Source organism: Tardiphaga sp. vice154 (genome assembly GCF_007018645.1).
Lineage (GTDB): Bacteria > Pseudomonadota > Alphaproteobacteria > Rhizobiales > Xanthobacteraceae > Tardiphaga.
Genome location: NZ_CP041399.1, coordinates 2993185 through 3014880 on the forward strand (window position 1 = coordinate 2993185; position 21696 = coordinate 3014880).

A 21696-nucleotide genomic window follows, 5' to 3' on the forward strand; every position below is an offset into this window, starting at 1 on the left:
AATAGGTTTTCAGTTACATGGTCGCACCCCTCCGCGTGGGTATCGCCGGCCTCGGCACCGTTGGCGCCGAGGTGGTCCGCCTCATCGAACAGCAGAGCAAGGTCCTGGCCGCGCGCTCCGGCCGCGGCGTCAAGGTCGTGTCGGTCACGGCGCGGTCCAAGGCCAAGAAGCGCAATGTCGATCTCTCCGGCATTCGCTGGGCCAGGGATCCGATGGCGGTCGCCACCGACCCGGAAGTCGATTGCTTCGTCGAACTGATGGGCGGCGTTGGCGATCCCGCGCTGTCGGCGATCGAGGCCGCCCTGTCGTCCGGGAAGTCGGTGGTCACCGCCAACAAGGCGCTGATCGCCAAGCACGGCTTGAAACTGGCGGCGCTGGCCGAAAAACACGGCGGCGCGCTGAATTACGAGGCCGCCGTGGCCGGCGCCATTCCGGTCGTGAAAACCCTTCGCGAGGGCCTGGCCGGCACCGGCATCAATCGCGTCTATGGAATCCTCAACGGCACCTGCAATTACATTCTGAGCCGGATGGAGCAGGAGGGCCTGTCGTTTGAAGAATGTCTGAAGGACGCGCAACGGCTCGGCTATGCCGAAGCGGATCCGTCGTTCGACGTCGACGGCCACGACACCGCGCAGAAGCTGGCGATCCTGGCCAGCCTCGCGTTCGGCACCAAGGTCGCGCAGAGCGCGGTCTATGTGGAGGGCATCACCTCGATTGCAGCCGCCGATCTGCGCGCTGCCGCCGAACTCGGCTACCGGGTCAAGCTGCTCGGCGTCGCGGTGCGTACCGCGACCGGCATCGAACAGCGCGTGCATCCGACCATGGTGCCGCTGAAATCCTCGATTGCGCAGGTGATGGGCGTGACCAATGCGGTGACGATCGACGGCGCCGGCATCTCGCCGATCACGCTGGTGGGGCCCGGCGCCGGAGGTGCTGCGACCGCCTCCGCGGTGCTGGCCGACATCGCCGATGTCGCCCGCGGCGTGCGCGCGCTGCCGTTCGGCCGGCCGGTGGCGAAGCTCGACGCGACCACCAAGGCGCCGATGGAGCGCCATCTTGGCGGCTATTACATCCGGCTGATGGCGCGCGACCTGGCCGGCACCGCAGCAAGGATTGCGACGCGGCTTGCGGAGCAGAAGATCTCACTGGAATCGATCGTGCAGCGTCATCCCGACGGCATGATCGAGCCGATCGATGGCAAGAAGAAATCCCAGCCGGTTCCGGTGATCCTGATCACCTATGCCACCTCCGAAGATGCGATGCGCCGCGCGCTGGCCGCCGTGCAGAGCGACAAGGTCATCAGCGGCAAGCCGCAGGTGATCCGCATCGAGAAAAACTGACGATTCGTTTGAGACATTTACGGGTCCACTGACCCGTTGTGACGTTTGAAGGAGACTACGATGTCGACCCATATTACCGTGCCGCCGCAGCAACTGCTGGAACGCATCCTGACGCTGGAGATCGTTCGCGTGACCGAGCGCGCCGCGGTGTCGGCGGCGCGCCTGCGCGGCCTCGGCCAGGAAAAAGCGGCCGACCAGGCCGCCGTCGATGCGATGCGCCGCGAGCTCAACAAGATGCCGATCGAAGGCACCATCGTGATCGGCGAGGGCGAACGCGACGAAGCCCCTATGCTGTTCATCGGCGAGAAGGTCGGCATCAATGCCGGCCCGAAGGTCGACATCGCCGTCGATCCGCTGGAAGGCACCACGCTGTGCGCCAAGGACATGCCGGGCTCGATCGCCACCATGGCGATGGCCGACGGCGGCACGCTGCTGCATGCGCCTGACGTCTACATGAAGAAGATCGCGATCGGCCCGGGCTACGACAAGAACGTCATCGAGCTCGACGCCTCGCCGGAAGAGAACGTCCGCCGTCTCGCCAAGGCCAAGGGCGTGCCGATGACGGGCATCACCGTGCTGGTGCTCGACCGTCCGCGCCATGTCGACATGATCGCCGCGATCCGCTCCACGGGTGCTGCGGTGCGCCTGATCGACGACGGCGACGTCGCCGGCGTGATCCACTGCGCCAACCCCGAGAAGTCCGGCATCGATCTCTACATCGGCACCGGCGGCGCCCCGGAAGGCGTGCTGGCTGCGGCAGCGCTGCGCTGCATCGGCGGCCAGATGCAGACCCGACTGATCCTCGACACCGACGAGAAGCGCGAACGCGCGCTGAAGATGGGCATCACCGATCCGAAGATGATCTACGGCATCGAGGACATGGCGCGCGGCGACTGCCTGTTCGCGGCCACCGGCGTCACCGACGGCTCGCTGCTGTCGGGCGTCAAGTTCCGCAAGCATGTGATCGAAACCGAGACCATCGTGATGCGCTCGGTGACCGGCACCGTCCGCATCATCAAGGCCGAGCACCGCCAGTTCGAAAAATTCCACCTCGATTGAGTTTGGTAGCATGACCGCAAACGTCGTAATCCGTCCGGTCGGCGCCGATGAGCGAGCCGACTGGGAGCCGCTGTGGCAGGGCTACCTGACTTTCTACAAAGCGACGCTGCCGCAGCTCGCGACCGACACGGCCTGGGCGCGCTTCCACGACCCGAAGGAAGCGATGTTCCTGCTCGGCGCCTATGTCGACGGCAAGCTTACCGGCATCGTCCAGTTTCTGTACCACCGCTCGTCCTGGACGCCGGGTGATTACTGCTATTTGCAGGACCTCTATGTCGACGACAGCGCGCGCGGGCTAGGGCTCGGGCGCGCGCTGATCGAGGCGGTGTACGACCGTGCCCGTGCCGATGGCTGCAGCCGCGTGCACTGGCTGACGCAGAACGACAATGCGACGGCGCGGCTATTGTACGACCGGATCGCCGACAATTCCGGCTTCATTCAATACCGGAAAGTGTTTTAGACTAGCGAATACCCTCAGCCGTCATTGCGAGGAGCGAAGCGACGCGGCAATCCAGCAAACCACAAGCAAAGACTGGATTGCTTCGTCGCAAGGGCTCCTCGCAATGACGGGGAGAGGTGAATGATAAAACAAGAAACTTCGGGAGCGAAACGCATGAGCGAGTTGCACGACGTCAAGGCGCTGGTGTTCGATGTGTTCGGCACGGTGGTGGACTGGCGCTCCAGCCTGATTGCCGATCTGGGCCAATGGGGCGGTGCCAATGGCGTCAGTGCGGACTGGACGCAACTGGTCGATGCCTGGCGGCAGGCCTACATGCCGGCCATGGACGTGGTGCGGCATCATCCCGAACTCGGTTTCAAGAAGCTCGACACGCTGCATCGCAAGTCGCTGGAGAACCTGGTGCAGAAATTCCGCATCAGCGGCCTCACCGCGGACGATTTGCACCATTTCACGCTGGGCTGGCACCGGCTGCATCCCTGGCCCGACTCGGTCGGCGGCCTGACCCGGCTGAAGACCAAATACATCATCAGCCCGCTGTCGAACGGCAATGTCGCGCTGCTCACCAACATGGCCAAATTCGCCGGGCTGCCGTGGGACCTGATCATGTCCGCGGAATTGTTCGAGCACTACAAGCCGGACCCGCAGACCTATCTCGGCGCCGCGCGGCTGCTCAATCTGGAGCCCGGGCAGGTGATGATGGTCGCCGCCCACAACAACGACCTCGACGCTGCGCAAAAACTCGGCCTCAAGACCGCCTTCGTGCCGCGCATCACCGAATACGGCCCGCACCAGAGCCGCGACTTCAAGGCCGACGGCGAATGGGACGTGGTGGCGGATGATTTCGGCGACCTGGCGACACGGATGGGGTGCTGAGATGCCGAGCAAGAAGCAGCTCGTTTTTCTGGCGGTCGCGCTTTTCGTGGCAGCCAACGTTCTCCGGCACTTCGGCCAATAGCGACCTGGCTGCAATACACGCGACGGCTTCGAAGCATGCGCCGCAAACGCCTGTGGCCGCATCGTTCGCGGCTCGTCCTTCGGCGAGCTCCTCAGGATGACGGGAGCGGAGCTGGTGGCGACGAGACTGAGCTGGTGGCAACCGGCGGCGGCCGGTTTGCCTCGCCCGCGCTTCGTGCTTATGTCCGGGCATCATGTCACCCACCATCATTCCCGTTGAATCCAGGCCCGCCTTTCTCGGCGTGACGCTGTCGGCGACCGGCAAGACCTGGCGCGACCGGGTCGACCAGCGCGGCGCGGCGCGGGCGCTGGCGATGGTGCAGCGGTTTCAACTGCCGGAAATGCTCGCGCGGCTGCTCGCCGGGCGCGGCGTCGAGCTCGACGCCGTCGAGGATTTTCTCGACCCGACCATCCGCAAGCTGATGCCCGATCCCTTTACCGTGACGCAGATGGAAGCCGCCGCCAAGCGCATCGCGGATGCCGCGGTGAACGGCGAGAAGGTCGCGATCTTCGGCGATTACGACGTCGACGGCGCGACCTCGTCGGCACTGCTGGCCTGGCATCTGCGGCATTGCGGCCTCGATCCGCAGATCCACATTCCCGACCGCATCTTTGAAGGCTACGGCCCCAACACCGACGCCATCCGCATGCTGGCGGACAACGGCGCGACGCTGCTGGTGACCGTCGATTGCGGCACCACCAGCCTGGAGCCGCTGGCGGAAGCGAAGAAGGTCGGCATGTCGGTCGTCGTCATCGATCACCATCAGGCCGGCGACGAATTGCCAGACGTCGAGGCGCTGGTGAATCCCAACCGGCTCGACGACATCTCCGGCCTTGGCCATCTTGCCGCGGTCGGCCTCGTCTTCATCACGCTGGTGGCTGTCAACCGCGAGCTGCGCCAGCGCGGCTTCTGGACCGCGACCCGGCCGGAGCCGAACCTGCTCGACATGCTGCATCATGTGGCGCTCGGCACCGTCGCCGACGTCGCGCTGCTGACCGGGCTCAACCGCGCCTTCGTCGCCAAGGGCCTGATCGCGCTGCGCCGCCGCGACCATGTCGGCCACACCGCCTTGATGGATGTGGCACGGCTCAACGGCCCGCCGGAGGCGTGGCATCTCGGCTTCATGCTGGGGCCGCGCATCAATGCCGGCGGCCGCATCGGCCGCGCCGACCTCGGCGTGCGGCTGCTGCTGGAGGGTGACATCTCGGAAGCGGCAAGGATTGCCGCCGAACTCGACCGGCTCAATGTCGAGCGCCGCGTCATCGAACAGATGGCCGAGGCGCAGGCGGAAGCCGAGGCGATGGCCTCGCTTGGCCTCGAGGACAAGGGCTCGGTGGTCGTCACCGCCGCTGAAGGCTGGCATCCCGGCGTGGTCGGGCTCGTCGCCTCGCGGCTGAAGGAGAAGTTTTCGCGGCCGGCCTTTGCGATCGCGCTGGAGCCGGGCGGAATCGGCACCGGCTCGGGCCGCTCGATTAGCGGTGTCGATCTCGGTAAGGCCGTGCGGCAGGCGGTGACGGACGGCTTGCTTATAAAAGGCGGTGGCCATGCGATGGCAGCCGGCATCACGCTGCGCAAGGAACGGCTCGCCGAATTCCGCGCCTATATCGAAAGCGCGCTGGCCCCAGACGTAGCGAAATCGCGCAACGAGAAGGAGCTGTTCATCGACGGCGCCGTCACCGCGCGCGGCGTCACGCCGGAGCTGGTCGCGACCATGAACCGGGCAGGGCCGTTTGGCGCCGGCAATCCGGAGCCGGTGGTCGCGCTGCCGTCGCATCAACTGGTCTATGCCGATGAGGTCGGTCAGGCGCATCTGCGGCTGCGCTTCAAGTCGAGTGACGGCACCATCGTCAACGGCATCGCCTTTCGCTCGGTCGGCCAGAAGCTCGGTAACGCACTGCTCGCGCATCGCGGCCAGCTACTGCATGTCGCGGGCTCGCTGGCCGTGGACCGCTGGCAGGGCAATGAGCGCGTGCAGTTGCGGGTGATCGACATCGCGGTGCCGGACGACGGGCCGGCGAGGATCAGGTAAGAAGCACACACCTCTCTCCGTCATTGCGAGGTCAGGGGAAAGCCAATCGGCTTTCGCCTTAGCGAACCGACGCGGCAATCCAGAAGCCACAAGCTCGGCAAGAACTGGATTGCTTCGTCGCAAGGGATCCTCGTAATGACGGCCGAGAGGGCCGCGTGACGCCAGCTAGCCGCCCTGCCTTAACCTTGCCAGCACCTTGAGCCCGCCATAACCATCCGCCGGCAGCAGGCCCATCTTCGTCTGATAGTCGCGCACGGCCTTCATGGTATCATTGCCGACGCGGCCGTCGGTGCCACCGGTATCAAAACCGGCGCGGGTCAGGCGGGTCTGTACTTCCTGCACTTCGGCCAACGTCAGGATGCGCTCGGAGCCCGGGAACGGCTGCAGGAACGGCGGCGCGCCGAGAATGCGGTCGCCGAGATGGCAGATCGCCAACGCGTAGTTCATCGACGGATTGTAGCTGCGCACGGCGTAGAAACCCTGGCCGAGCAGGAAGCTAGGGCCGCCGGCCACCGGAATCCATAGCTTGGCGGTGGCGCTCGGCTGCGGGAACGGCTTGCCATCGGCGCGGGTGACGCCGGCTGCCGACCACGACGCGAAGCTGCGGCTGCTCTCCGACGATGCCGCGCCCTCGGCGCGGACCTCGTAGCCCCAATGTTCGCCGCGCGGATATTTGCCGCGGTTGACCAGAAAGCGCGCGGACGAGCCCAGCGCATCATCCGGCCTGCCGAACGGCGAGACACGGCCGTCGCGGTCATAGTCGATGCCGACATTGAGCCAGACTTCCGGCATCCATTGCGTATGGCCCATCGCGCCGGCCCAGGAGCCGCGCATCTCCTCCGGCGTGCCCCAGCCCTTGTCGACGATCTTCAGCGCGTTGATGAGTTCGGTTTCCCAATAGCTGCGCCGGCGCGGTTCGTTCCACGCCAGTGCGGCCAGCGACGGAAACACCGGGCGCATATGGTTCTGCTGCACGATCGGATCGCCATAGGCGGATTCCACGCCCCACAGCGCCAGCAGCGTGCCGCGCTCGACGCCGAAGTCCTGTTCGATCCGGCCGAACAACGCCTCGTGCTTGCGCAGCGCTTCCTTGCCGGCGGTGATGCGCCAGTCGGAAGCGCGGCGGTTGACGTATTGCCAGAGCTGCTCGTGGAATTCGGGCTGCTTCTGCATCGATTTGAACACCGACATGTCCGGCTCGATGCGGCCCATCACGCGGGAATAGGTGGCGTCCGAGACGCCCTTGGCCAGCGCGCGGGACCGGAAGCCGTCGCGCCAGGCGTCGAAGCCTACTGGAGCGGCAAAGGCAGCTCCGGGCAATGCCAGAGCGGCGGCGGCACTGAGGCTTGACTGCAGCATCGCGCGGCGGGAGAGGCGGTGTTGGGAATCGTTCTGGGTCATGTCCCAGAGTAGCGCCGCGAAATGGGCAGCGCGAGGGCGTACGGCGTCGCGGATGGTCGAGGTCGCCGCCTACCTCTCAGTTGTCGTCGCCCGACCAAGCCGGGCGACGACAGTTGTACTTTTGGCAGCTCAGTCCTTGGCGCGTTCAACGTAGGAGTTGTCTTCGGTCATGACGACAATGCGGGTGCCGGTGCCGATGTGCGGCGGCACCAGGGTGCGGATGCCGTTGGCCAGCATCGCCGGCTTGTAGGACGACGACGCCGTCTGGCCCTTGGTGACCGGCTCGGTGTCGACGACTTCGACCGTGGCGCGCTGCGGCATGGTGATGGAGACCGGGACCAGGCCGTGCAGCGAGAGCTTCACGGTCATGTTCTCGGTCAGATAGGCCTCGGCATCGCCGATCACGTCCTTCTGCACGGACACCTGGTCGTAATTGTCGTTGTTCATGAAGTGGAAGCCGTCGGCGTCCTTGTAGAGGTAATTGAAGTTCTGGTCTTCGATGGTCGCCTTTTCCACCGCGTCCGTGGTCTTGTAACGCTCCGAGATCTTCACGCCGTCGCTGATTCGGCGCATTTCGATCTGGCTGACCGGAGTTCCCTTGCCGGGATGGATGTTCTCGGCGGTCAGAACCACGTAGAGCTTGCCGTCTTGCTCGATCACGTTGCCCTTGCGAATAGAACTGGCGATGACTTTCACAGGTGTGTTTCCTAAAATTCAGGCCCGGGACCGATCCGGACGAGGGTGTCCTGTGGCCAGCGAAGCGTTGTCTGCGCGTAACATACTGATTTTGCCCGTCGATGCCAGCGTTTTGCGGCCTTCCGGGGCGGTACTCTGATGGCCGGGCACGACCGACCATCGCCGTGGTGGAGCCCCGCGCGGCACCAGGACCGCCGCGGCTTCCTGCTGGCGCGCGGCAACGTCACCCGGGCGACCCGGGAATGGTTCGGGAAGCAGGGCTTTATCGAGGTCGAGACCGGCGTCTTGCAGGTCTCGCCGGGCAACGAGACCCATCTGCACGCGGCAAAGACCGAGCTGATCGATCGCGACGGCGCGCATCTGACGCGCTATTTGCGGACCTCACCGGAATTCGCCTGCAAGAAGCTGCTGGCGGCGGGCGAGGAGCAGATCTTCGAGTTCGCCCGCGTGTTCCGCGACCGCGAGCGCGGCGACCTGCATCTGCCGGAATTCACCATGCTGGAATGGTACCGCGCCAATGCCGGCTATGAGGCGGTCATCACCGACTGCGTCGCCGTCATCGCCCATGCCGCCAAGGCGACCGGCACGAAACAGTTCTCGTTTCGCGGACGCGCCGCCGATCCGTTCGCCGACCCGGAGATGCTGACCGTGGCGGGCGCGTTCGAGAAATACGCCGGCATCGATCTGCTCGCGACCGTTTCCGGCCACCAGGGCGATCGTGCCGCATTGGCCGCTGCGGCATCCGGCAAGGTGCGGATCGCCGAAGATGACACCTGGTCGGACATTTTCAGCAAGGTGCTGGTCGAACACGTCGAGCCGAGACTAGGGCAGGGGCGATTGACGGTGCTGTACGAATATCCGGCGCCGGAGGCCGCGCTGGCGCGGACCACGCAACATGATTCCGATGTCGCCGAACGCTTCGAGGTCTATGCCTGCGGTGTCGAGCTCGCCAACGGCTTTGGCGAGTTGACGGATGCCAACGAGCAGCGCCGTCGCTTCACGGCGGACATGGACGAGAAGCAGCGCCGCTACGGCGAGCGCTATCCGCTCGACGAAGATTTCCTGGAGGCGGTGGCCGCGATGCCCGACGCCGCCGGCGTCGCGCTCGGCTTCGACCGGCTGGTGATGCTGGCTGCGGGCGCGACACGGATCGACCAGGTGGTGTGGACGCCGCCGGCAGGCGCGCCATGAAGGTCACAACGACGTTGCGGCAGCCAGCCGAACTGATCGCGCACGGCCTCGCGCCGGCCGACGCCCAGGCCGGACTGGAGAAGGTCGCCGCGCGTTACGCCGTGGCGGTGACGCCGGCGGTGGCGGCGCTGATCGATACCAGCGATCCCTTTGACCCGATCGCGCGCCAATACATTCCCTCGGTCGACGAGCTGGTAGCGCAGCCGAACGAGAATGCCGATCCGATCGGCGACCACACGTATTCGCCGGTCGACGGCATCGTGCATCGCTATCCCGACCGCGTGCTGTTCAAGCTGGTGCATGTCTGCGCGGTATATTGCCGGTTCTGCTTCCGCCGCGAGATGGTCGGGCCCGGCAAGGAGACCGCGCTGTCAGGCGACGCCTATGCCGGCGCGCTGGACTACATCCGCGCGCATGACGAGATCTGGGAAGTGATCCTCACCGGCGGCGATCCCCTGATGCTGTCGCCGCGGCGGATGGCGGAAATCATGGCCGATCTCGCCGCCATCGATCATGTGAAGATCATCCGCCTGCACACCCGCGTGCCGGTCGCCGATCCTGCCCGCGTCACGCCCGAGATGGTAGCGGCGCTGAGAGTGCCGGGCGCGGCGACCTGGGTCGCGCTGCACGCCAATCATCCGCGCGAGCTGACACAAGCCGCGCGGGCGGCCTGCGCCAGGATGGTCGATGCCGGCATTCCCCTGGTCAGCCAGTCGGTGCTGCTGCGCGGCGTCAACGACAGCGCGGCGACGCTGGAAGCGTTGATGCGGGCGTTCGTCGAATGCCGCATCAAGCCGTACTACCTGCACCACGGTGATCTGGCGCCGGGCACCGCGCATCTGCGCACCACGATCGCGCAGGGCCAGGCCTTGATGCGCGCGTTGCGCGGAAATGTTTCCGGACTTTGCCAGCCCGATTATGTGCTCGATATTCCCGGCGGCTTCGGCAAGGCGCCGGTCGGTCCCGAATATTTGTCGGCTACGTCCGACGCCGCACATGAAGCGACGGCGGAATCGGTCTATCGTGTCACGGATTACTGCGGCGACGTTCACCTCTATCCGCCCAAAGCCTGAGCGTTGGCGCCTGACCGGTCGGAGAGGCCCCATGAAGAAACGGATCGTAACGCTCGCTTGTCTGATGCTGTTCTGCGGATCGCTGGCGCACGCCCAGGACTCGACCCGCAACGCGCCGCCGGCGTCTGTAAAGCGGGCCCAGCAGGGCGTTCAGCCGCGACCAGGACTTGACGCGCCGGTCGGCCACCGCCAGCCTCGCGCCGGCGACGTTCCCGAGACCGGCAGCAACGATCCCGGCAAGATCGACGCGCAGGACCGAGAACTCGACCGCATGATCAAGGGCATCTGCAAGGGGTGTTGAGACACAGGTAGCCCGGATGAAGTCGGCGCGCCGCTTCAGCGGCGCGGCGACGCAATCCGGGGAAAGCAGTCATGTCGATGGGCCGGCCCCGGATTGGCATCCGGGCTACGGGCGATCAATTCAGCGACGGATTGCGCGGCCGGTAGCTGCCGGACTTGTCCTTGATGAAGATCTCGGCGACCTGCGAGTGGCGGATCGGTTCGCCGGAATCGTCTGGCAGCAGGTTCTGCTCCGAGACATAGGCGACATATTCGGATTCCGAATTTTCCGCGAGCAGGTGGTAGAACGGCTGGTCCTTGCGGGGGCGCACGTCCTCGGGGATCGACAGCCACCATTCCTCGGTGTTGTTGAACTCCGGATCGATGTCGAACACCACGCCCCGGAACGAAAAGATCCGGTGCCGGACGATCTGGCCGATCTGGAACTTGGCGGTGCGGGCAATAATCATTCTGGTCGAATAGACCAGGATTGTGGCCGATGCTAGAGGCAAATGACCGATTTGCGACGGCTATGCGGCCCCGTCCACGCGTTTGACCACGGTGGGAAACCCATTCAGTCATGTAGCTCGGACAACATGGGGCTCGCCCTTGAGGCGTACCGGGTTGGTCGCGCGATGATCTTGTTGGGAGAGGAATTTTATTCAAACAAACACGCGCATGGCAAAAGCCACTCTTTCCAGCCTGCCTGTGGCAACTTCCTCCTTAATTCCGACAAGCGCTGGACCATCCGGGCTACCGCACGTAAATCTCTGCCAATATTGATGAATTCAGACTGTCCGAGGATTTGCCATGATCGATATTGCGGTTACCGCCGGGTTTGCGATCGGCGTTGCCTTCGGCGTGATCGGCCTGCTGAGCGGCTTCTGTCTCACGAGCAGTCTTCGCGACTGGAGCGCACATGACGGCCGCCGTATCCGGAGCTATGCGCTCGCTCTGGCGGTGGCGATCGCAGGCACCCAGTTTCTCGCCGCGGCGGACATCGTGGATATCGGAAAGTCGCTGTATCTGCAGCCGGCATTTTCCGCGCCGCTGATCTTCGCAGGTGGCCTGCTGTTCGGCCTTGGAATGGTACTGGCGAACGGCTGTGCATCGCGTGCACTGGTGCTGCTGGGCAAGGGCAATCTGCGGTCTCTCGTGGTCCTCGTGATCCTCGGAATTGCCGCCCAGATGACGCTGAAGGGCCTGCTGGCGCCATCGCGCCTCGCGATCATTCAATGGACGCAGATTTCCCCGGCGAGTGTGTCGGCGCCGGCGTTGCTCGCGTCGATCGGACTCGGCGACACGGCCGCGCGCATCCTTGCGACATTGATCGGCAGCGGCACGCTTTTCGCCTTTGCCTTTTCCGACCGCCAGTTCCGTCGTTCTCCTGCGCAGATCACCGCCGGCCTCGCCGTCGGATTACTGGTAATAGCGGGATGGTTGGCCACGGGCTGGCTCGGTGCGGACGAATTCAACCCGATCCCGGTGACATCGCTGACGTTCATCGCGCCGGTCGCCGACACGCTGCAATATGCGATGCTCTCGACCGGTCTCACGCTGAACTTTGGAATAGCCATCGTCGTTGGCGTGCTGACCGGCAGCCTCGCGACGTCGCTGCTCACGGGACGCTTTCGCGTCGAAGGCTATGCGTCGGCCGATCACATGATGCGTTCGATATCGGGCGCGGCGCTGATGGGGATCGGCGGCGCGATGGCCTATGGCTGTTCGGTCGGGCAGGGACTGACAGGGCTCTCGACGCTCTCGCTCTCGTCGGTGATCGCCGTCGCCGGCATTCTCACCGGTGCAGCCGTGGGCCTGCGACGACGTGTGCCGGCGCCGGCTCTGGTGACTCAATAGCAACAATGCGGCTGCGGAGAGCCTGCGTTGAAGTGTTGGTCGCATCTCGCGGAATGGGCTAGACCGTCATGGCAGGCTCGGAAGAAGCCGGTCATGGGAGGACGAACCCGGATGCTTTCGCGCTATTTTCTGGCAGGATTACTGGTTGCCGCTGTGGGAGCCGCCGCGGCGTTTCCTGCGGCCTCGCAGACCAGACCCGCATCCGGGGCATCCTCCGAAGACAAGCCCTTCGCCGAGCATTTCCTGGCGCTGCAGCTCTCGGACTCCGATGCCAGAAAGGAGCGGCTCGTGCTCAGCGTGGCGAGCAACATCCTGAAATTCTACGGCCCCGACAAGGTGGCCATCGAAGTCGTGACGTTCGGTCCGGGTATCCACCTGCTCAGAACGGGCAACGAGCACCGTCAGCTCGTGGATAGTCTGGTGAGCCAGGGCGTCCGCTTCTCGGTGTGCGGCAATACGCTGGACACGATTGAACGCGACACCGGAAAGCGGCCGGACATCAATCCGTACGCCAAGGAAGTCGAGGCCGGCGTTGCGCAACTGCTGAAACTGACCGAAAACGGCTACACGCTTGTGCGTCCTTGAAGGAGAGATGAGATGAAATTCTTGTGCACTGCAGTCGTCGCCGTGGCGTTGCTGGTCGCGAATGCCGGCCCGGGTACTGCTGCCGAGCCGAAGCAGCATCGTGTCGCGATCCAGGTCGACCAGAACGATGCCGACGTGATGAATCTTGCGCTGAACAACGCCACCAACATCATGGAGCAGTACAAGTCGAAGGGCGAGACGGTAGAAATCGAAATCGTGACCTACGGCCCAGGCCTTCACATGCTGCGCGCCGACACATCGCCGGTGAAAGATCGGATCAAGCAGATCGTCGACGCCAGCTTCCCGTCCGGCATCAGGGTCTCGGCCTGCAACAATACCAAGGAGGGCATGGAGAAGCGGGAGGGACGTGCGGTCAGCCTCATCCCTGAGGCCGAACTGGTGCCGTCCGGCGCGGTGCGGCTGATCGAGCTTCAGGAGAATGGCTGGAGCTATCTCCGGCCTTGATCGGGTCTGCTATTTCGAGGGGTGGGGTCTTCCCAGCAGATTGGCCCAGCCGCGCGCCAGCAACTCTCTCGGAGCACAGTCAATCAGTGTCGCAATTCCCAGCCGCGCGCCGATCATCATGCCGCCCACGGCGAACGGCCAGGACAGCGACAGCATCGAGCCGGCGGTGATGCCCTGTCCGATGGTGCAGCCACCGGCCAGGATGCCGCCAATGCCCATCAGCGCCGCTCCGCCGAGATGACGCCGCATCTCACGGTCGTCGTCGAAGGCTTCCCATTGCAATTCGTCGGCGCGCCACGCCGCGAGGAAGGCGCCGGCGACCACGCCGAGAACGGAGCCGACGCCAAAATCGGCAAAACCGGCGGTGCTCAGCAGAGCCGAGTAGAAGGCCTTCCCGACGGTGGACACGAAGGTCAGGCTTTGCGGACGGATCGGCGCAGCGAATTCGTCTCCGATCCATGACGTCGCCGCCCAGCCCGCTACCGTCAGCATGCCCAGGGCCACGCCGCCCGACAGCAGGCGCGGCGAATGACGAAGCTTTTTATGGCTGAATGCGAGCAGGCACAGTCCGCCACCGATGAAGGTTGCGATGATCGCGCGGACGTCAAATCCCAGCATGCGTGCAGCAAGAGAGGCGAGGTCGGAGCGGATCTCATCCGGCATCGCGACAGCAAGGCTCTCAAGGATGACGATGCGAAAGTTTGCAAAGACGCCGCGCAACGTCGCATAGGCGGTGGCACCCAGCACGATCAGAACGACGAGGCTGCGCAGGTCGCCGGCCCCCAGCCGCACCAGCGAGCCGAAACCGCAGGTTCCCACCCAGGCCATGCCGATACCGAACATGACGCTGCCGATGGCGATCGCGAAGATGGGGATAGCCGACGGCGTGTAGCTGGTTTGCATCGGATCAAGCAGCCCGCCGATGACGAGCGCCTGCGTTCCGACGATTGCAACGCCGAGGGCAAGTCCGAAGATTCTCAGGCGGCGGCTGTCGCCACCGACCAACGCGTCCTCGATCGCGCCGAACGAACACAGTCTGGCGTGACGCACGAAAAATCCTGCCGCCGCGCCGATGGCAAAGCCAACCAGCGCGAGCATCCAGCCAGACAGGTTCTGCATGGCGTCACTCCCGGGTTCGGAGCAGGGCTGGCGTCGCGTTGACGATGCCCCGTCATTCACCTGCCACCGGCAGATCTATTTCTTTTTCGCTTTCGGCGCAGGCGGCGCGCAGAAGATGTCATAGATCACCGAGATGACGCGCCGGACGTCTTCATTGGCGAGGCTGTAGTAGATCGTCTTGCCGTCGCGCCTCGTATCGACCATCCCGTCGTAGCGCAGGCGTGCGAGTTGCTGGGAAACGGCGGACTGCCGCATCGACAGGATGTTTTCCAGTTCGGAAACGGATCGTTCGCGTTCCGCGAGCAGGCACAGCAGCAACAGGCGGTTTTCGTGCGAAACGGCCTTCAGGAAATTGCTCGCCTTGCGCGCCTTGCGCATCAACTGATCGAGTTCGGGCGAATATTCCGCGCCGTCGCGAAGTTCGTTCTCGAGATCGCTTGAGATGATAGATGTCATGGCGTTTTCATGCCGTTCGAAGTGTCGGTGGAAGGCTGGCCCAGCTGCGAGTGCTCGGTCAGGCGCTGCGACTGCAGTCGGGTCACGAATGGGCCGAGCAAACCCCAGAACGCATCGTCGCTGATGAAACCGGTGATGCGGCCGATTTCGCGACCTTGATCGGCCACCACGAAAGTCGGCGTGTAGCGCACCGCCGATGTCAGCACGGTGCCTGCGTCGGACTGCTTGTCGATATTGATGCGCCGCAACGGAAGCAACCTGGCTTCATCGGTCTTGCCGTAGATCTGGCCGACCTCGCGATCCCAACGTTGGCACCATACGCAGCCGTCGCGCTCGAACATCAGCAGCTCGGCTGCTTGCGATGCGACCGGCACGAGACACAGAGTGAGCACACAGCACGCGATGAGCCAAGATTTCAGGAGCATTTTGCCAATCATGTGATACACATACACGAATTCGCATGTATCTACCAGAGTTGGTATCGCTGTGATTTCAAATATTTCCTTGGTTGGAGCGTTGGGGGCGGGACTGCTATCGTTCCTGTCCCCGTGCATCCTGCCGTTGGTGCCGCCCTATCTTTGCTTTCTGGCCGGCATCAGCCTCGACGATCTGACCAAAGCAGAGCAGCGTCAGGGCAGGGGCCCGAACTGGCATGTGGTGGCGATGTCCGTCGCTTTTGTGCTCGGCTTTGCGACCGTGTTCGTGGCGCTGGGCGCGTCGGCCTCGCTGATCGGCAAGGCCGTCACGGCGCATTTCGATACCCTTGGAATGATTGCCGGCGCTGTGATCCTGGTCCTTGGCCTGCATTTTCTCGGCGTATTCAGGATTGGCCTGCTGTTTCGTGAAGCTCGTTTTCAAGCGGTACGAAAGCCAGCCGGCTTTCTCGGTGCCTACCTCGTGGGGCTGGCATTTGCCTTCGGCTGGACGCCCTGCGTCGGGCCGGTGCTGGCCGCGATCCTGATGGTCGCCGGCGTCGAGGGATCGGCCGGGCGGGGCGCCTTGTTGCTTGGCGTATATGCGTTCGGGATTGGCATTCCTTTCCTGCTGGCTGCCCTGTTTGCGGACCGCTTCGTCCGGCTGCTGGCGCGGCTGCGCCATCACATGAACCTTGTCGAGAAGATGATCGGCTCCGCACTTGTGCTGACCGGAATTCTGTTTTTGACTGGGACGATGCCGCTCATAGCTGGCTGGCTGTTGCAGGCGTTTCCCGCTTTCTCGTCGATTGGCTGAACGGATGAACAGGGAGAAGACGCCGATGCTGAATCCCGCCTACCTGCTGACACGAAGGAACGTCGTTGCCGGTCTCGGCCTTTGTACGATGGGCTTCGCTCCGACGCCGGTGAAAGCCGCCGCAAAGCTCGGCGACGACGGCCTGTACCAGATGGACTGGTACCTAGAGAGTTTTCTCGACCTCTCCGAGGACCTAGCCGGCGCCACATCGAAGGGCAAGCGCCTCGCGATCATGTGGGGCCTCAAGGGGTGCCCGGCGTGCAAGCGGATGCATGAAGTCCATCTGATGGATCCGAAAATCGAGAGCTATGTCCGCGACAATTTCGAGGTGCTGCACCTCAATCACATCGGATCACGGGCGGTGACCGATTTCGACGGACGCAAGCTGACCGAGAAGGCGCTTGGCGAGGCCTATGGTATTCGCTTTACCCCGACGATCCAGTTTTTGCCGAACAAGATCGACGGCCTCACCGGCAAGAGCGGGCAGGCGCGCGAGGTTGCCCGGATGCCCGGACTGCTCGAGCCTTCGGAGTTTCTCGCCATGTTCCGCTACGTGCGCGAGAAGGGCTACGAGGCGTTGTCGTTTCCTGACTGGCTGCGCAAGCAGGCCTGACGCGATGGCGCCTCAGGCTCACACGCCTGCCGCTCAGAAATCGAGTTTGTCCTTGATTGCGTCGATGCCGGCTTTGGCGCAGGCTTCATCGGCTTCGCCGCCGGGGGCGCCGGAGACGCCGATGGCGCCGATCAGCGAGCCGCCGGCCTCGACGACCATGCCGCCGCCAATGACGACGGCGCCGGGCAGGTTGCGGATGCCGGCCTGCGGCATGCCGGGCTGGCTGATCGCCTGCAGGTCCCCGGTGCCAGTCCGGAACGAAGCGGCCGTCCAGGCCTTGCCAGTCGCCGTGGCGGGAGTATGGGCGCCGGCGAAGCGGTCACGCAGCATGACCTGCGTCACGCCGAAGCGATCGACCACGGCCACCGCGACTTGATAACCGCGCTTGCGGCACTCGCCGAGTGCAGCCCGGGCGGAGTCGAGGGCGAGTTCCGGGCTCAGTACCTTGTAGGTGACGAGTGCGTCCTGCGCCTGGGCGGATACCGCCGTCAGTGCAAGCAGTGCCGCCGCCGTCAACAAGCTTCGAATGGTCATGCTCAATCCTTTTCTTTGACCGGCATCCGCGTTTGAGGCGTGAGGCGGCTACTTGTTGACCGGTGACGCCGGGTCGAACAGGAATGCAACGAGATCCTTGATCTGCTTTTCGGTGAGGAATTTGTTGGCACCAAAACGCGGCATGTTCGAACAGGCCAGCACGGCCTGAGAATTGTAGATCTTCGTATAGGCCTGCTTGATCTCGTCGGCACCAAATTTGCGGTCCTTGCCATAGGAGGTGAGGCTCGGTCCGAGCGTACCGTAGCTGACTTCGGTGCGCTCCATCTGGTGGCAGGCGTAGCAATTGCCGCCGTTGACGGTCTTGTCGTCGTCGGAAAACTGCCCGCCGCGCCCGTTGTTGGCGATTTTCGCGCCTTCCTTCCAGTCGCCAAGGAAATTGCCATCTGCCGGCAGCACGACCCGGGTCAGTTCGCGCGCGACGATCTTGTCGGCTTCGGCCGACGGCACATCGTTGCGGTACTGATTGCAGGTCGTCAGCGTTTCATCGGGTTCGATACGTGCCTGCCATTCGGGCTGCGCCTTTCCGAAGGTCGACTTGAGGTAGGCGTCAACAACAGCAGGGGCGACGGTGACCGCCTTCGGCTGAGTGTTCTGCGCGAATGCCGTGGGCGAAAGCATCGTGACGCCGGCGGTGATCACAAGCGCAATCTGCAAAGTCGTTTTCATCGGAGGCTCCCTCAGCGCTTGATCGACGGGACGGTGATGTTGCCGCCGGCTGCCTGCTGGTTCAGGAACACGGTGAGCGCGGTGATGCTGTCGGAGGCGTATTCGGGGACCGGCCAGCGCTGCTGTCGGTAGCAGTCCCACAGCCGGTGCTGCATGGTCCGCAGCGCGCCCTGCGAGACGCGGTATGTCGGCCATGAGCCCATGGTGTCCTGCGCCTCCTTGCCGGGCTTCGAGAAGTTCGGCAGGCCTTGCAGCCGGATCCGCTTTCCTTCGTCCGCATGGCACGTGGCACAGGCGAAATCCATCACCCCGCCGCGCCGGTAGAACAACTCCTCACCGACGGCAGCCATTTCCTTTTCCTTGGGATGGCTCAATTGCACGTCGATTTTCATGTCGCTGGACTTGTTGGCGATATAGGCGACCAGATCCTCCATGTCGGAGGCGCGGCCGGGCCCGGAAAACCGCCGGGTCACGACGTCCTTGGTATCGAGACCCTCGACGTTCTGCATGCACCACAGCAGCCGCTGCTCGAGGTCCATCACCTTGTCGGCGTCCTTGAAATAGCGCGGAAGCTTCGCATAGGCGCCTTCCAGCTTGCCGGCACCAAGCCCGAGATCGCATTGCTCGAGCGATGCGTTCTTGCTGCCTCGCTTCTCGCTCCACAAAATCTCGCCGCGATCGACCGCGAGAAAACCGGGATTGGACATTGGATCCGAGATCATCGCGCGATAGCGCTCGATTTCCTTCTCACTGGCATCCTGCGCGGATTGTGCTGATGCGCCCAATGATATTGTGCAAAGCACCATGGCGAAAAGCGCAGAACCGATTGCGGCTCGTACCATTCCTCTACCTCCCAATTGCATGACCGTCTTGTGCGGTCCTCGCTCCGAATTTTTTCGGAGATCTTTACATTCAAGAAAAACAATATAATGATGTTTGCAGATCTTGATAGATCAAATCTGGAATCGTCAAGCGATTCCGTTGTCAGGGATACCCCAAGATATCCTGCTGGAGGATGCCATATGGTTTGGACGTCGGTTGAAACGACCCGTCGTGAGACGCTTGCTTTCGCTTCGATTCTAGGGCTCGCAGCGCTACTTGCTCCAAGAATGACCTTTGCCGACGAGCAGGCGGTCGCCGCTGAAATCAAGAAGCTTTACGGCGACAAGAAATTCGACAGCGGCAAGATCAAGCTCGACGTACCCGAGATTGCGGAAAACGGGCTCGTCGTTCCCGTCAACGTGGATGTCGAGAGCCCGATGACGGAGGCGGACTACGTCAAGGCCGTGCATGTCTTCGCGGATGGAAACCCGCTGCCAGGTATCGTGAGTTACAAGTTCACGCCCGCCTGCGGCAAGGCTTCCGCCTCGACGCGGATGCGGCTGGCGCAGACCCAGAACATCATTTGCATCGCGGAAATGTCGAACGGAAACCTGCATATGGCCAAGGCCAATGTGAAGGTGACGATCGGCGGCTGCGGCGGCTGATCAATTCGTCCATGAAGCTGTGTAGAATTAAGAACGAGGAATCCCGATGGCTACGCAACCGACACCACGCGTTCGCGTTCCTGCCCAGGCCAAGCCAGGCGAACTGTTCGAGATCAAGACGCTGATCTCGCACGAGATGGAATCAGGGCAGCGCAAGGACGCCGCCGGCAAGATCGTGCCGCGCAAGATCATCAACAAGTTCATTGCCGAGTTCAACGGCAAGACGGTGTTCGAGGCCGAATGGAATCCGGCGATCTCCGCCAATCCCTATCAGTCATTTTTTTACAAGGCCGCTGAAAGCGGTGAATTCACCTTCACGTGGAAGGACGACGACGGCTCGAACTACGTTTCCAAGAGCAAATTGACCGTCGCGGCGTGACCCGGCGCACTTGAGAAGCGCAGTCGACAGGAAGTAATAAAAGCTTCCTTCTGAATCTGCTGGCAAAGCCAGACTGGCAAGGGTGGGACGATGATATCGAGGCGGGAATTCCTGCAGGCGACTGCGGCTGCGTCGGCTTTGCTGGCCGGCAGCGGTCTTGGCGGTCTGGGACGGGTCGCTGCTCAGCAGCGCCTGTCGCAAGCCGACATCACCCGCTTCGAGCCGCTCGGGACGGTCACGATCCTGCACGTGACAGATATCCACGCCCAGCTGATGCCGCTGCATTTCCGCGAGCCGTCGGTCAATCTCGGCGTCGGTGAAGCCAAGGGTTTGCCGCCGCACCTGACGGATTCTGAATTCCGCAGCTACTTCAAGATTGCCACCGGCTCTGCCGACGCTTTTGCGCTGACCGCGGACGACTTCACCGCGATGGCCCGCAACTACGGCAAGATGGGCGGCATGGACCGCATCGCGACGCTGGTTGGCGCGGTGCGTGCGGAACGCGGTGCCGACAAGGTGCTACTGCTCGACGGCGGCGACACCTGGCAGGGCAGCTGGACGTCCTTGAAGACCAAGGGCCAGGACATGGTCGACGTCATGTCGGCGCTGAAGGTCGATGCCATGGTCGGGCATTGGGAATTCACCTATGGCGCCGAGCGCGTCAAACAGATCGCGGACTCCGCCTCCTTCGCCTTCCTCGCCCAGAACGTCCGCGACAACGAATGGCAGGAGCCGGTGTTCGAGGCGCGCAAGATGTTCGAGCGCGGCGGCGCGAAGATCGCGGTGATCGGGCAGGCGCTGCCGCGCACTGCGGTGGCCAATCCGCGCTGGATGTTTCCGAAGTGGGAATTCGGCATTCGCGAGGAAGACATGCAGAAGCAGGTCGATGAGGCGCGCGCCGAAGGCGCTTCGATCGTGGTGCTGCTGTCGCATAATGGCTTCGACGTCGATCGCAAGCTGGCGGGGCGGGTCAAAGGCCTCGACGTGATCCTGACCGCCCACACCCATGACGCGATGCCTGGACTCGTCCGCGTCGGCAACACGGTGCTGGTGGCGTCGGGCTCGCACGGCAAGTTCGTCTCGCGGCTCGATATCGCGGTAAAGGACAACAAGGTGGCCGACATCCGCTTCAAGCTGATGCCGGTGTTCGCCGACGCCATCAAACCCGATCCGGCGATGGCGAAATTGGTCGAGCAGGTGCGGGCGCCCTATGCCAAGGATCTGGCGCGGGTGATCGGCAAGACCGACTCGCTATTGTATCGCCGTGGCAATTTCAACGGCACTTTCGACGACCTGATCTGCAACGCGATGTTGGCCGAACGCGACACCGAGATCGCGCTGTCGCCGGGCTTCCGCTGGGGCGGCACGCTGCTGCCCGAGGACAATATTACCTGGGAAAATATCACCAACGCCACGGCGATCACCTATCCGAACTGCTACCGCAACCAGATGACCGGAGCGCAGCTCAAGGAAGTGCTGGAAGACATCGCCGACAACATCTTCCATCCCGACCCTTACTTCCAGGGTGGCGGCGACATGGTGCGGACCGGCGGCATGGGCTACGCGATCGATGTCGGCAAGCCGATGGGCTCGCGCATCAGCAGTCTCACGCACCTCAAATCCGGCCAGCCGATCGAGGCATCGAAGACGTACACCGTTTCCGGCTGGGCCAGCATCAACGAGAACACGCAGGGCCCGCCGATCTGGGACGTCGTGGCGGCCCATGTCGGGCGCGTCGGCAGCGTAAAAATCGATGCGAACACCGCCGTGAAGGTCACGGGAGCCTGACATGAAGCCATCG

The 21696-nt window shown here is 63.6% G+C and carries 25 protein-coding genes; 16 read left to right on the top strand and 9 right to left on the bottom strand.

Annotated features, from left to right (window positions below):
• Nucleotides 1–17: 17 nt before the first annotated feature.
• The 5 genes from FIU28_RS13935 to recJ all read left to right on the top strand — a co-directional run bounded on the left by FIU28_RS13935 (nucleotide 18) and on the right by recJ (nucleotide 5843).
• The gene (locus FIU28_RS13935) at nucleotides 18–1340 is read left to right on the top strand and encodes a homoserine dehydrogenase (RefSeq protein ID WP_143573810.1); all 1323 of its coding nucleotides are present in this window, start codon (nucleotides 18–20) and stop codon (nucleotides 1338–1340) included.
• A 60-nt stretch (nucleotides 1341–1400) separates the two neighbouring features.
• Nucleotides 1401–2399, top strand: a complete 999-nt coding sequence (gene glpX / locus FIU28_RS13940; RefSeq protein WP_143573812.1) for a class II fructose-bisphosphatase — start codon at nucleotides 1401–1403, stop codon at nucleotides 2397–2399.
• Nucleotides 2400–2409: 10 nt separating this feature from the next.
• The gene (locus FIU28_RS13945; RefSeq protein WP_143573814.1) at nucleotides 2410–2859 is read left to right on the top strand and encodes a GNAT family N-acetyltransferase; all 450 of its coding nucleotides are present in this window, start codon (nucleotides 2410–2412) and stop codon (nucleotides 2857–2859) included.
• Between the two features lie 153 nt (nucleotides 2860–3012).
• The gene (locus FIU28_RS13950; protein WP_143573816.1) at nucleotides 3013–3732 is read left to right on the top strand and encodes a haloacid dehalogenase type II; all 720 of its coding nucleotides are present in this window, start codon (nucleotides 3013–3015) and stop codon (nucleotides 3730–3732) included.
• A gap of 275 nt (nucleotides 3733–4007) precedes the next feature.
• A complete protein-coding gene (recJ, locus tag FIU28_RS13955) occupies nucleotides 4008–5843 on the top strand; it encodes a single-stranded-DNA-specific exonuclease RecJ (protein ID WP_143573818.1) in 1836 nt (611 codons plus the stop codon).
• Between the two features lie 165 nt (nucleotides 5844–6008).
• On the opposite strand, the gene FIU28_RS13960 is transcribed toward recJ, so the two are convergent.
• Both FIU28_RS13960 and efp read right to left on the bottom strand, forming a co-directional pair.
• Complete coding sequence (locus FIU28_RS13960) at nucleotides 6009–7244, bottom strand: lytic murein transglycosylase (RefSeq protein WP_143573820.1); 1236 nt, start codon at nucleotides 7242–7244, stop codon at nucleotides 6009–6011.
• A 129-nt stretch (nucleotides 7245–7373) separates the two neighbouring features.
• Nucleotides 7374–7940 carry an elongation factor P gene (gene efp, locus FIU28_RS13965; protein ID WP_143573822.1) on the bottom strand — a complete coding sequence of 189 codons (567 nt, stop codon included), beginning with the start codon at nucleotides 7938–7940 and terminating at the stop codon, nucleotides 7374–7376.
• A 138-nt stretch (nucleotides 7941–8078) separates the two neighbouring features.
• Between efp and epmA the strand changes: the two genes are divergently transcribed.
• From epmA to FIU28_RS13980, 3 genes are read left to right on the top strand one after another with little or no spacing between them, the layout of a single operon-like run.
• Nucleotides 8079–9131: an EF-P lysine aminoacylase EpmA gene (gene epmA, locus FIU28_RS13970; RefSeq protein ID WP_143573824.1), complete on the top strand. Its 1053-nt coding sequence runs from the start codon at nucleotides 8079–8081 to the stop codon at nucleotides 9129–9131.
• Complete coding sequence (locus FIU28_RS13975; RefSeq protein WP_143573826.1) at nucleotides 9128–10204, top strand: lysine-2,3-aminomutase-like protein; 1077 nt, start codon at nucleotides 9128–9130, stop codon at nucleotides 10202–10204. Before epmA ends, FIU28_RS13975 begins: the two co-directional genes overlap by 4 nt.
• 31 nt (nucleotides 10205–10235) lie before the next feature.
• Nucleotides 10236–10505 (top strand): hypothetical protein, encoded by a 270-nt coding sequence (locus tag FIU28_RS13980; RefSeq protein WP_143573828.1) that lies wholly within the window; start codon nucleotides 10236–10238, stop codon nucleotides 10503–10505.
• Nucleotides 10506–10620: 115 nt separating this feature from the next.
• On the opposite strand, the gene hspQ is transcribed toward FIU28_RS13980, so the two are convergent.
• Nucleotides 10621–10953 (bottom strand): heat shock protein HspQ, encoded by a 333-nt coding sequence (gene hspQ / locus FIU28_RS13985; RefSeq protein ID WP_143573830.1) that lies wholly within the window; start codon nucleotides 10951–10953, stop codon nucleotides 10621–10623.
• Between the two features lie 340 nt (nucleotides 10954–11293).
• On the opposite strand from hspQ, the gene FIU28_RS13990 reads away from it, so the two are divergent.
• From FIU28_RS13990 to FIU28_RS14000, 3 genes are all read left to right on the top strand, one after another.
• A complete protein-coding gene (locus FIU28_RS13990; RefSeq protein ID WP_143573832.1) occupies nucleotides 11294–12340 on the top strand; it encodes a YeeE/YedE family protein in 1047 nt (348 codons plus the stop codon).
• A 111-nt stretch (nucleotides 12341–12451) separates the two neighbouring features.
• Nucleotides 12452–12925 (top strand): DsrE family protein, encoded by a 474-nt coding sequence (locus tag FIU28_RS13995; RefSeq protein ID WP_143573834.1) that lies wholly within the window; start codon nucleotides 12452–12454, stop codon nucleotides 12923–12925.
• 12 nt (nucleotides 12926–12937) lie between these two features.
• The gene (locus FIU28_RS14000; RefSeq protein ID WP_143573835.1) at nucleotides 12938–13390 is read left to right on the top strand and encodes a DsrE family protein; all 453 of its coding nucleotides are present in this window, start codon (nucleotides 12938–12940) and stop codon (nucleotides 13388–13390) included.
• Between the two features lie 9 nt (nucleotides 13391–13399).
• Here FIU28_RS14000 and FIU28_RS14005 read toward each other — a convergent pair whose 3' ends face one another.
• From FIU28_RS14005 to FIU28_RS14015, 3 genes are all read right to left on the bottom strand, one after another.
• A complete protein-coding gene (locus FIU28_RS14005) occupies nucleotides 13400–14395 on the bottom strand; it encodes a YeeE/YedE family protein (RefSeq protein ID WP_246660675.1) in 996 nt (331 codons plus the stop codon).
• 189 nt (nucleotides 14396–14584) lie between these two features.
• Nucleotides 14585–14965: an ArsR/SmtB family transcription factor gene (locus tag FIU28_RS14010; RefSeq protein ID WP_143573839.1), complete on the bottom strand. Its 381-nt coding sequence runs from the start codon at nucleotides 14963–14965 to the stop codon at nucleotides 14585–14587.
• Nucleotides 14962–15411, bottom strand: coding sequence for a thioredoxin family protein (locus tag FIU28_RS14015; RefSeq protein WP_246660676.1), 450 nt, complete (start codon nucleotides 15409–15411; stop codon nucleotides 14962–14964). The genes FIU28_RS14010 and FIU28_RS14015 overlap by 4 nt, the downstream gene beginning before the upstream one ends.
• 40 nt (nucleotides 15412–15451) lie before the next feature.
• On the opposite strand from FIU28_RS14015, the gene FIU28_RS14020 reads away from it, so the two are divergent.
• Nucleotides 15452–16195 (top strand): cytochrome c biogenesis CcdA family protein, encoded by a 744-nt coding sequence (locus tag FIU28_RS14020; protein WP_210245400.1) that lies wholly within the window; start codon nucleotides 15452–15454, stop codon nucleotides 16193–16195.
• Nucleotides 16196–16220: 25 nt separating this feature from the next.
• Nucleotides 16221–16808 (top strand): SoxW family protein, encoded by a 588-nt coding sequence (locus tag FIU28_RS14025; protein WP_143573840.1) that lies wholly within the window; start codon nucleotides 16221–16223, stop codon nucleotides 16806–16808.
• A gap of 33 nt (nucleotides 16809–16841) precedes the next feature.
• On the opposite strand, the gene FIU28_RS14030 is transcribed toward FIU28_RS14025, so the two are convergent.
• Genes FIU28_RS14030 through soxA form a run of 3 tightly spaced genes read right to left on the bottom strand, consistent with a single transcriptional unit; the run spans nucleotide 16842 to nucleotide 18871 of the window.
• Nucleotides 16842–17342, bottom strand: a complete 501-nt coding sequence (locus FIU28_RS14030) for a GlcG/HbpS family heme-binding protein (RefSeq protein ID WP_143573842.1) — start codon at nucleotides 17340–17342, stop codon at nucleotides 16842–16844.
• A 48-nt stretch (nucleotides 17343–17390) separates the two neighbouring features.
• A complete protein-coding gene (soxX, locus tag FIU28_RS14035; RefSeq protein WP_441351299.1) occupies nucleotides 17391–17981 on the bottom strand; it encodes a sulfur oxidation c-type cytochrome SoxX in 591 nt (196 codons plus the stop codon).
• A gap of 59 nt (nucleotides 17982–18040) precedes the next feature.
• Nucleotides 18041–18871 (bottom strand): sulfur oxidation c-type cytochrome SoxA, encoded by an 831-nt coding sequence (soxA, locus tag FIU28_RS14040; RefSeq protein WP_143573846.1) that lies wholly within the window; start codon nucleotides 18869–18871, stop codon nucleotides 18041–18043.
• Between the two features lie 180 nt (nucleotides 18872–19051).
• On the opposite strand from soxA, the gene soxY reads away from it, so the two are divergent.
• The 3 genes from soxY (at nucleotide 19052) to soxB (ending at nucleotide 21683) form a co-directional block, all read left to right on the top strand.
• Entirely contained in the window at nucleotides 19052–19516 is a 465-nt protein-coding gene (gene soxY, locus FIU28_RS14045) for a thiosulfate oxidation carrier protein SoxY (RefSeq protein ID WP_143576187.1), read from the top strand.
• Between the two features lie 46 nt (nucleotides 19517–19562).
• Nucleotides 19563–19895 (top strand): thiosulfate oxidation carrier complex protein SoxZ, encoded by a 333-nt coding sequence (gene soxZ, locus FIU28_RS14050; RefSeq protein WP_143573848.1) that lies wholly within the window; start codon nucleotides 19563–19565, stop codon nucleotides 19893–19895.
• 90 nt (nucleotides 19896–19985) lie between these two features.
• The gene (gene soxB / locus FIU28_RS14055; protein ID WP_143573850.1) at nucleotides 19986–21683 is read left to right on the top strand and encodes a thiosulfohydrolase SoxB; all 1698 of its coding nucleotides are present in this window, start codon (nucleotides 19986–19988) and stop codon (nucleotides 21681–21683) included.
• The last annotated feature ends 13 nt before the right edge of the window (nucleotides 21684–21696 follow it).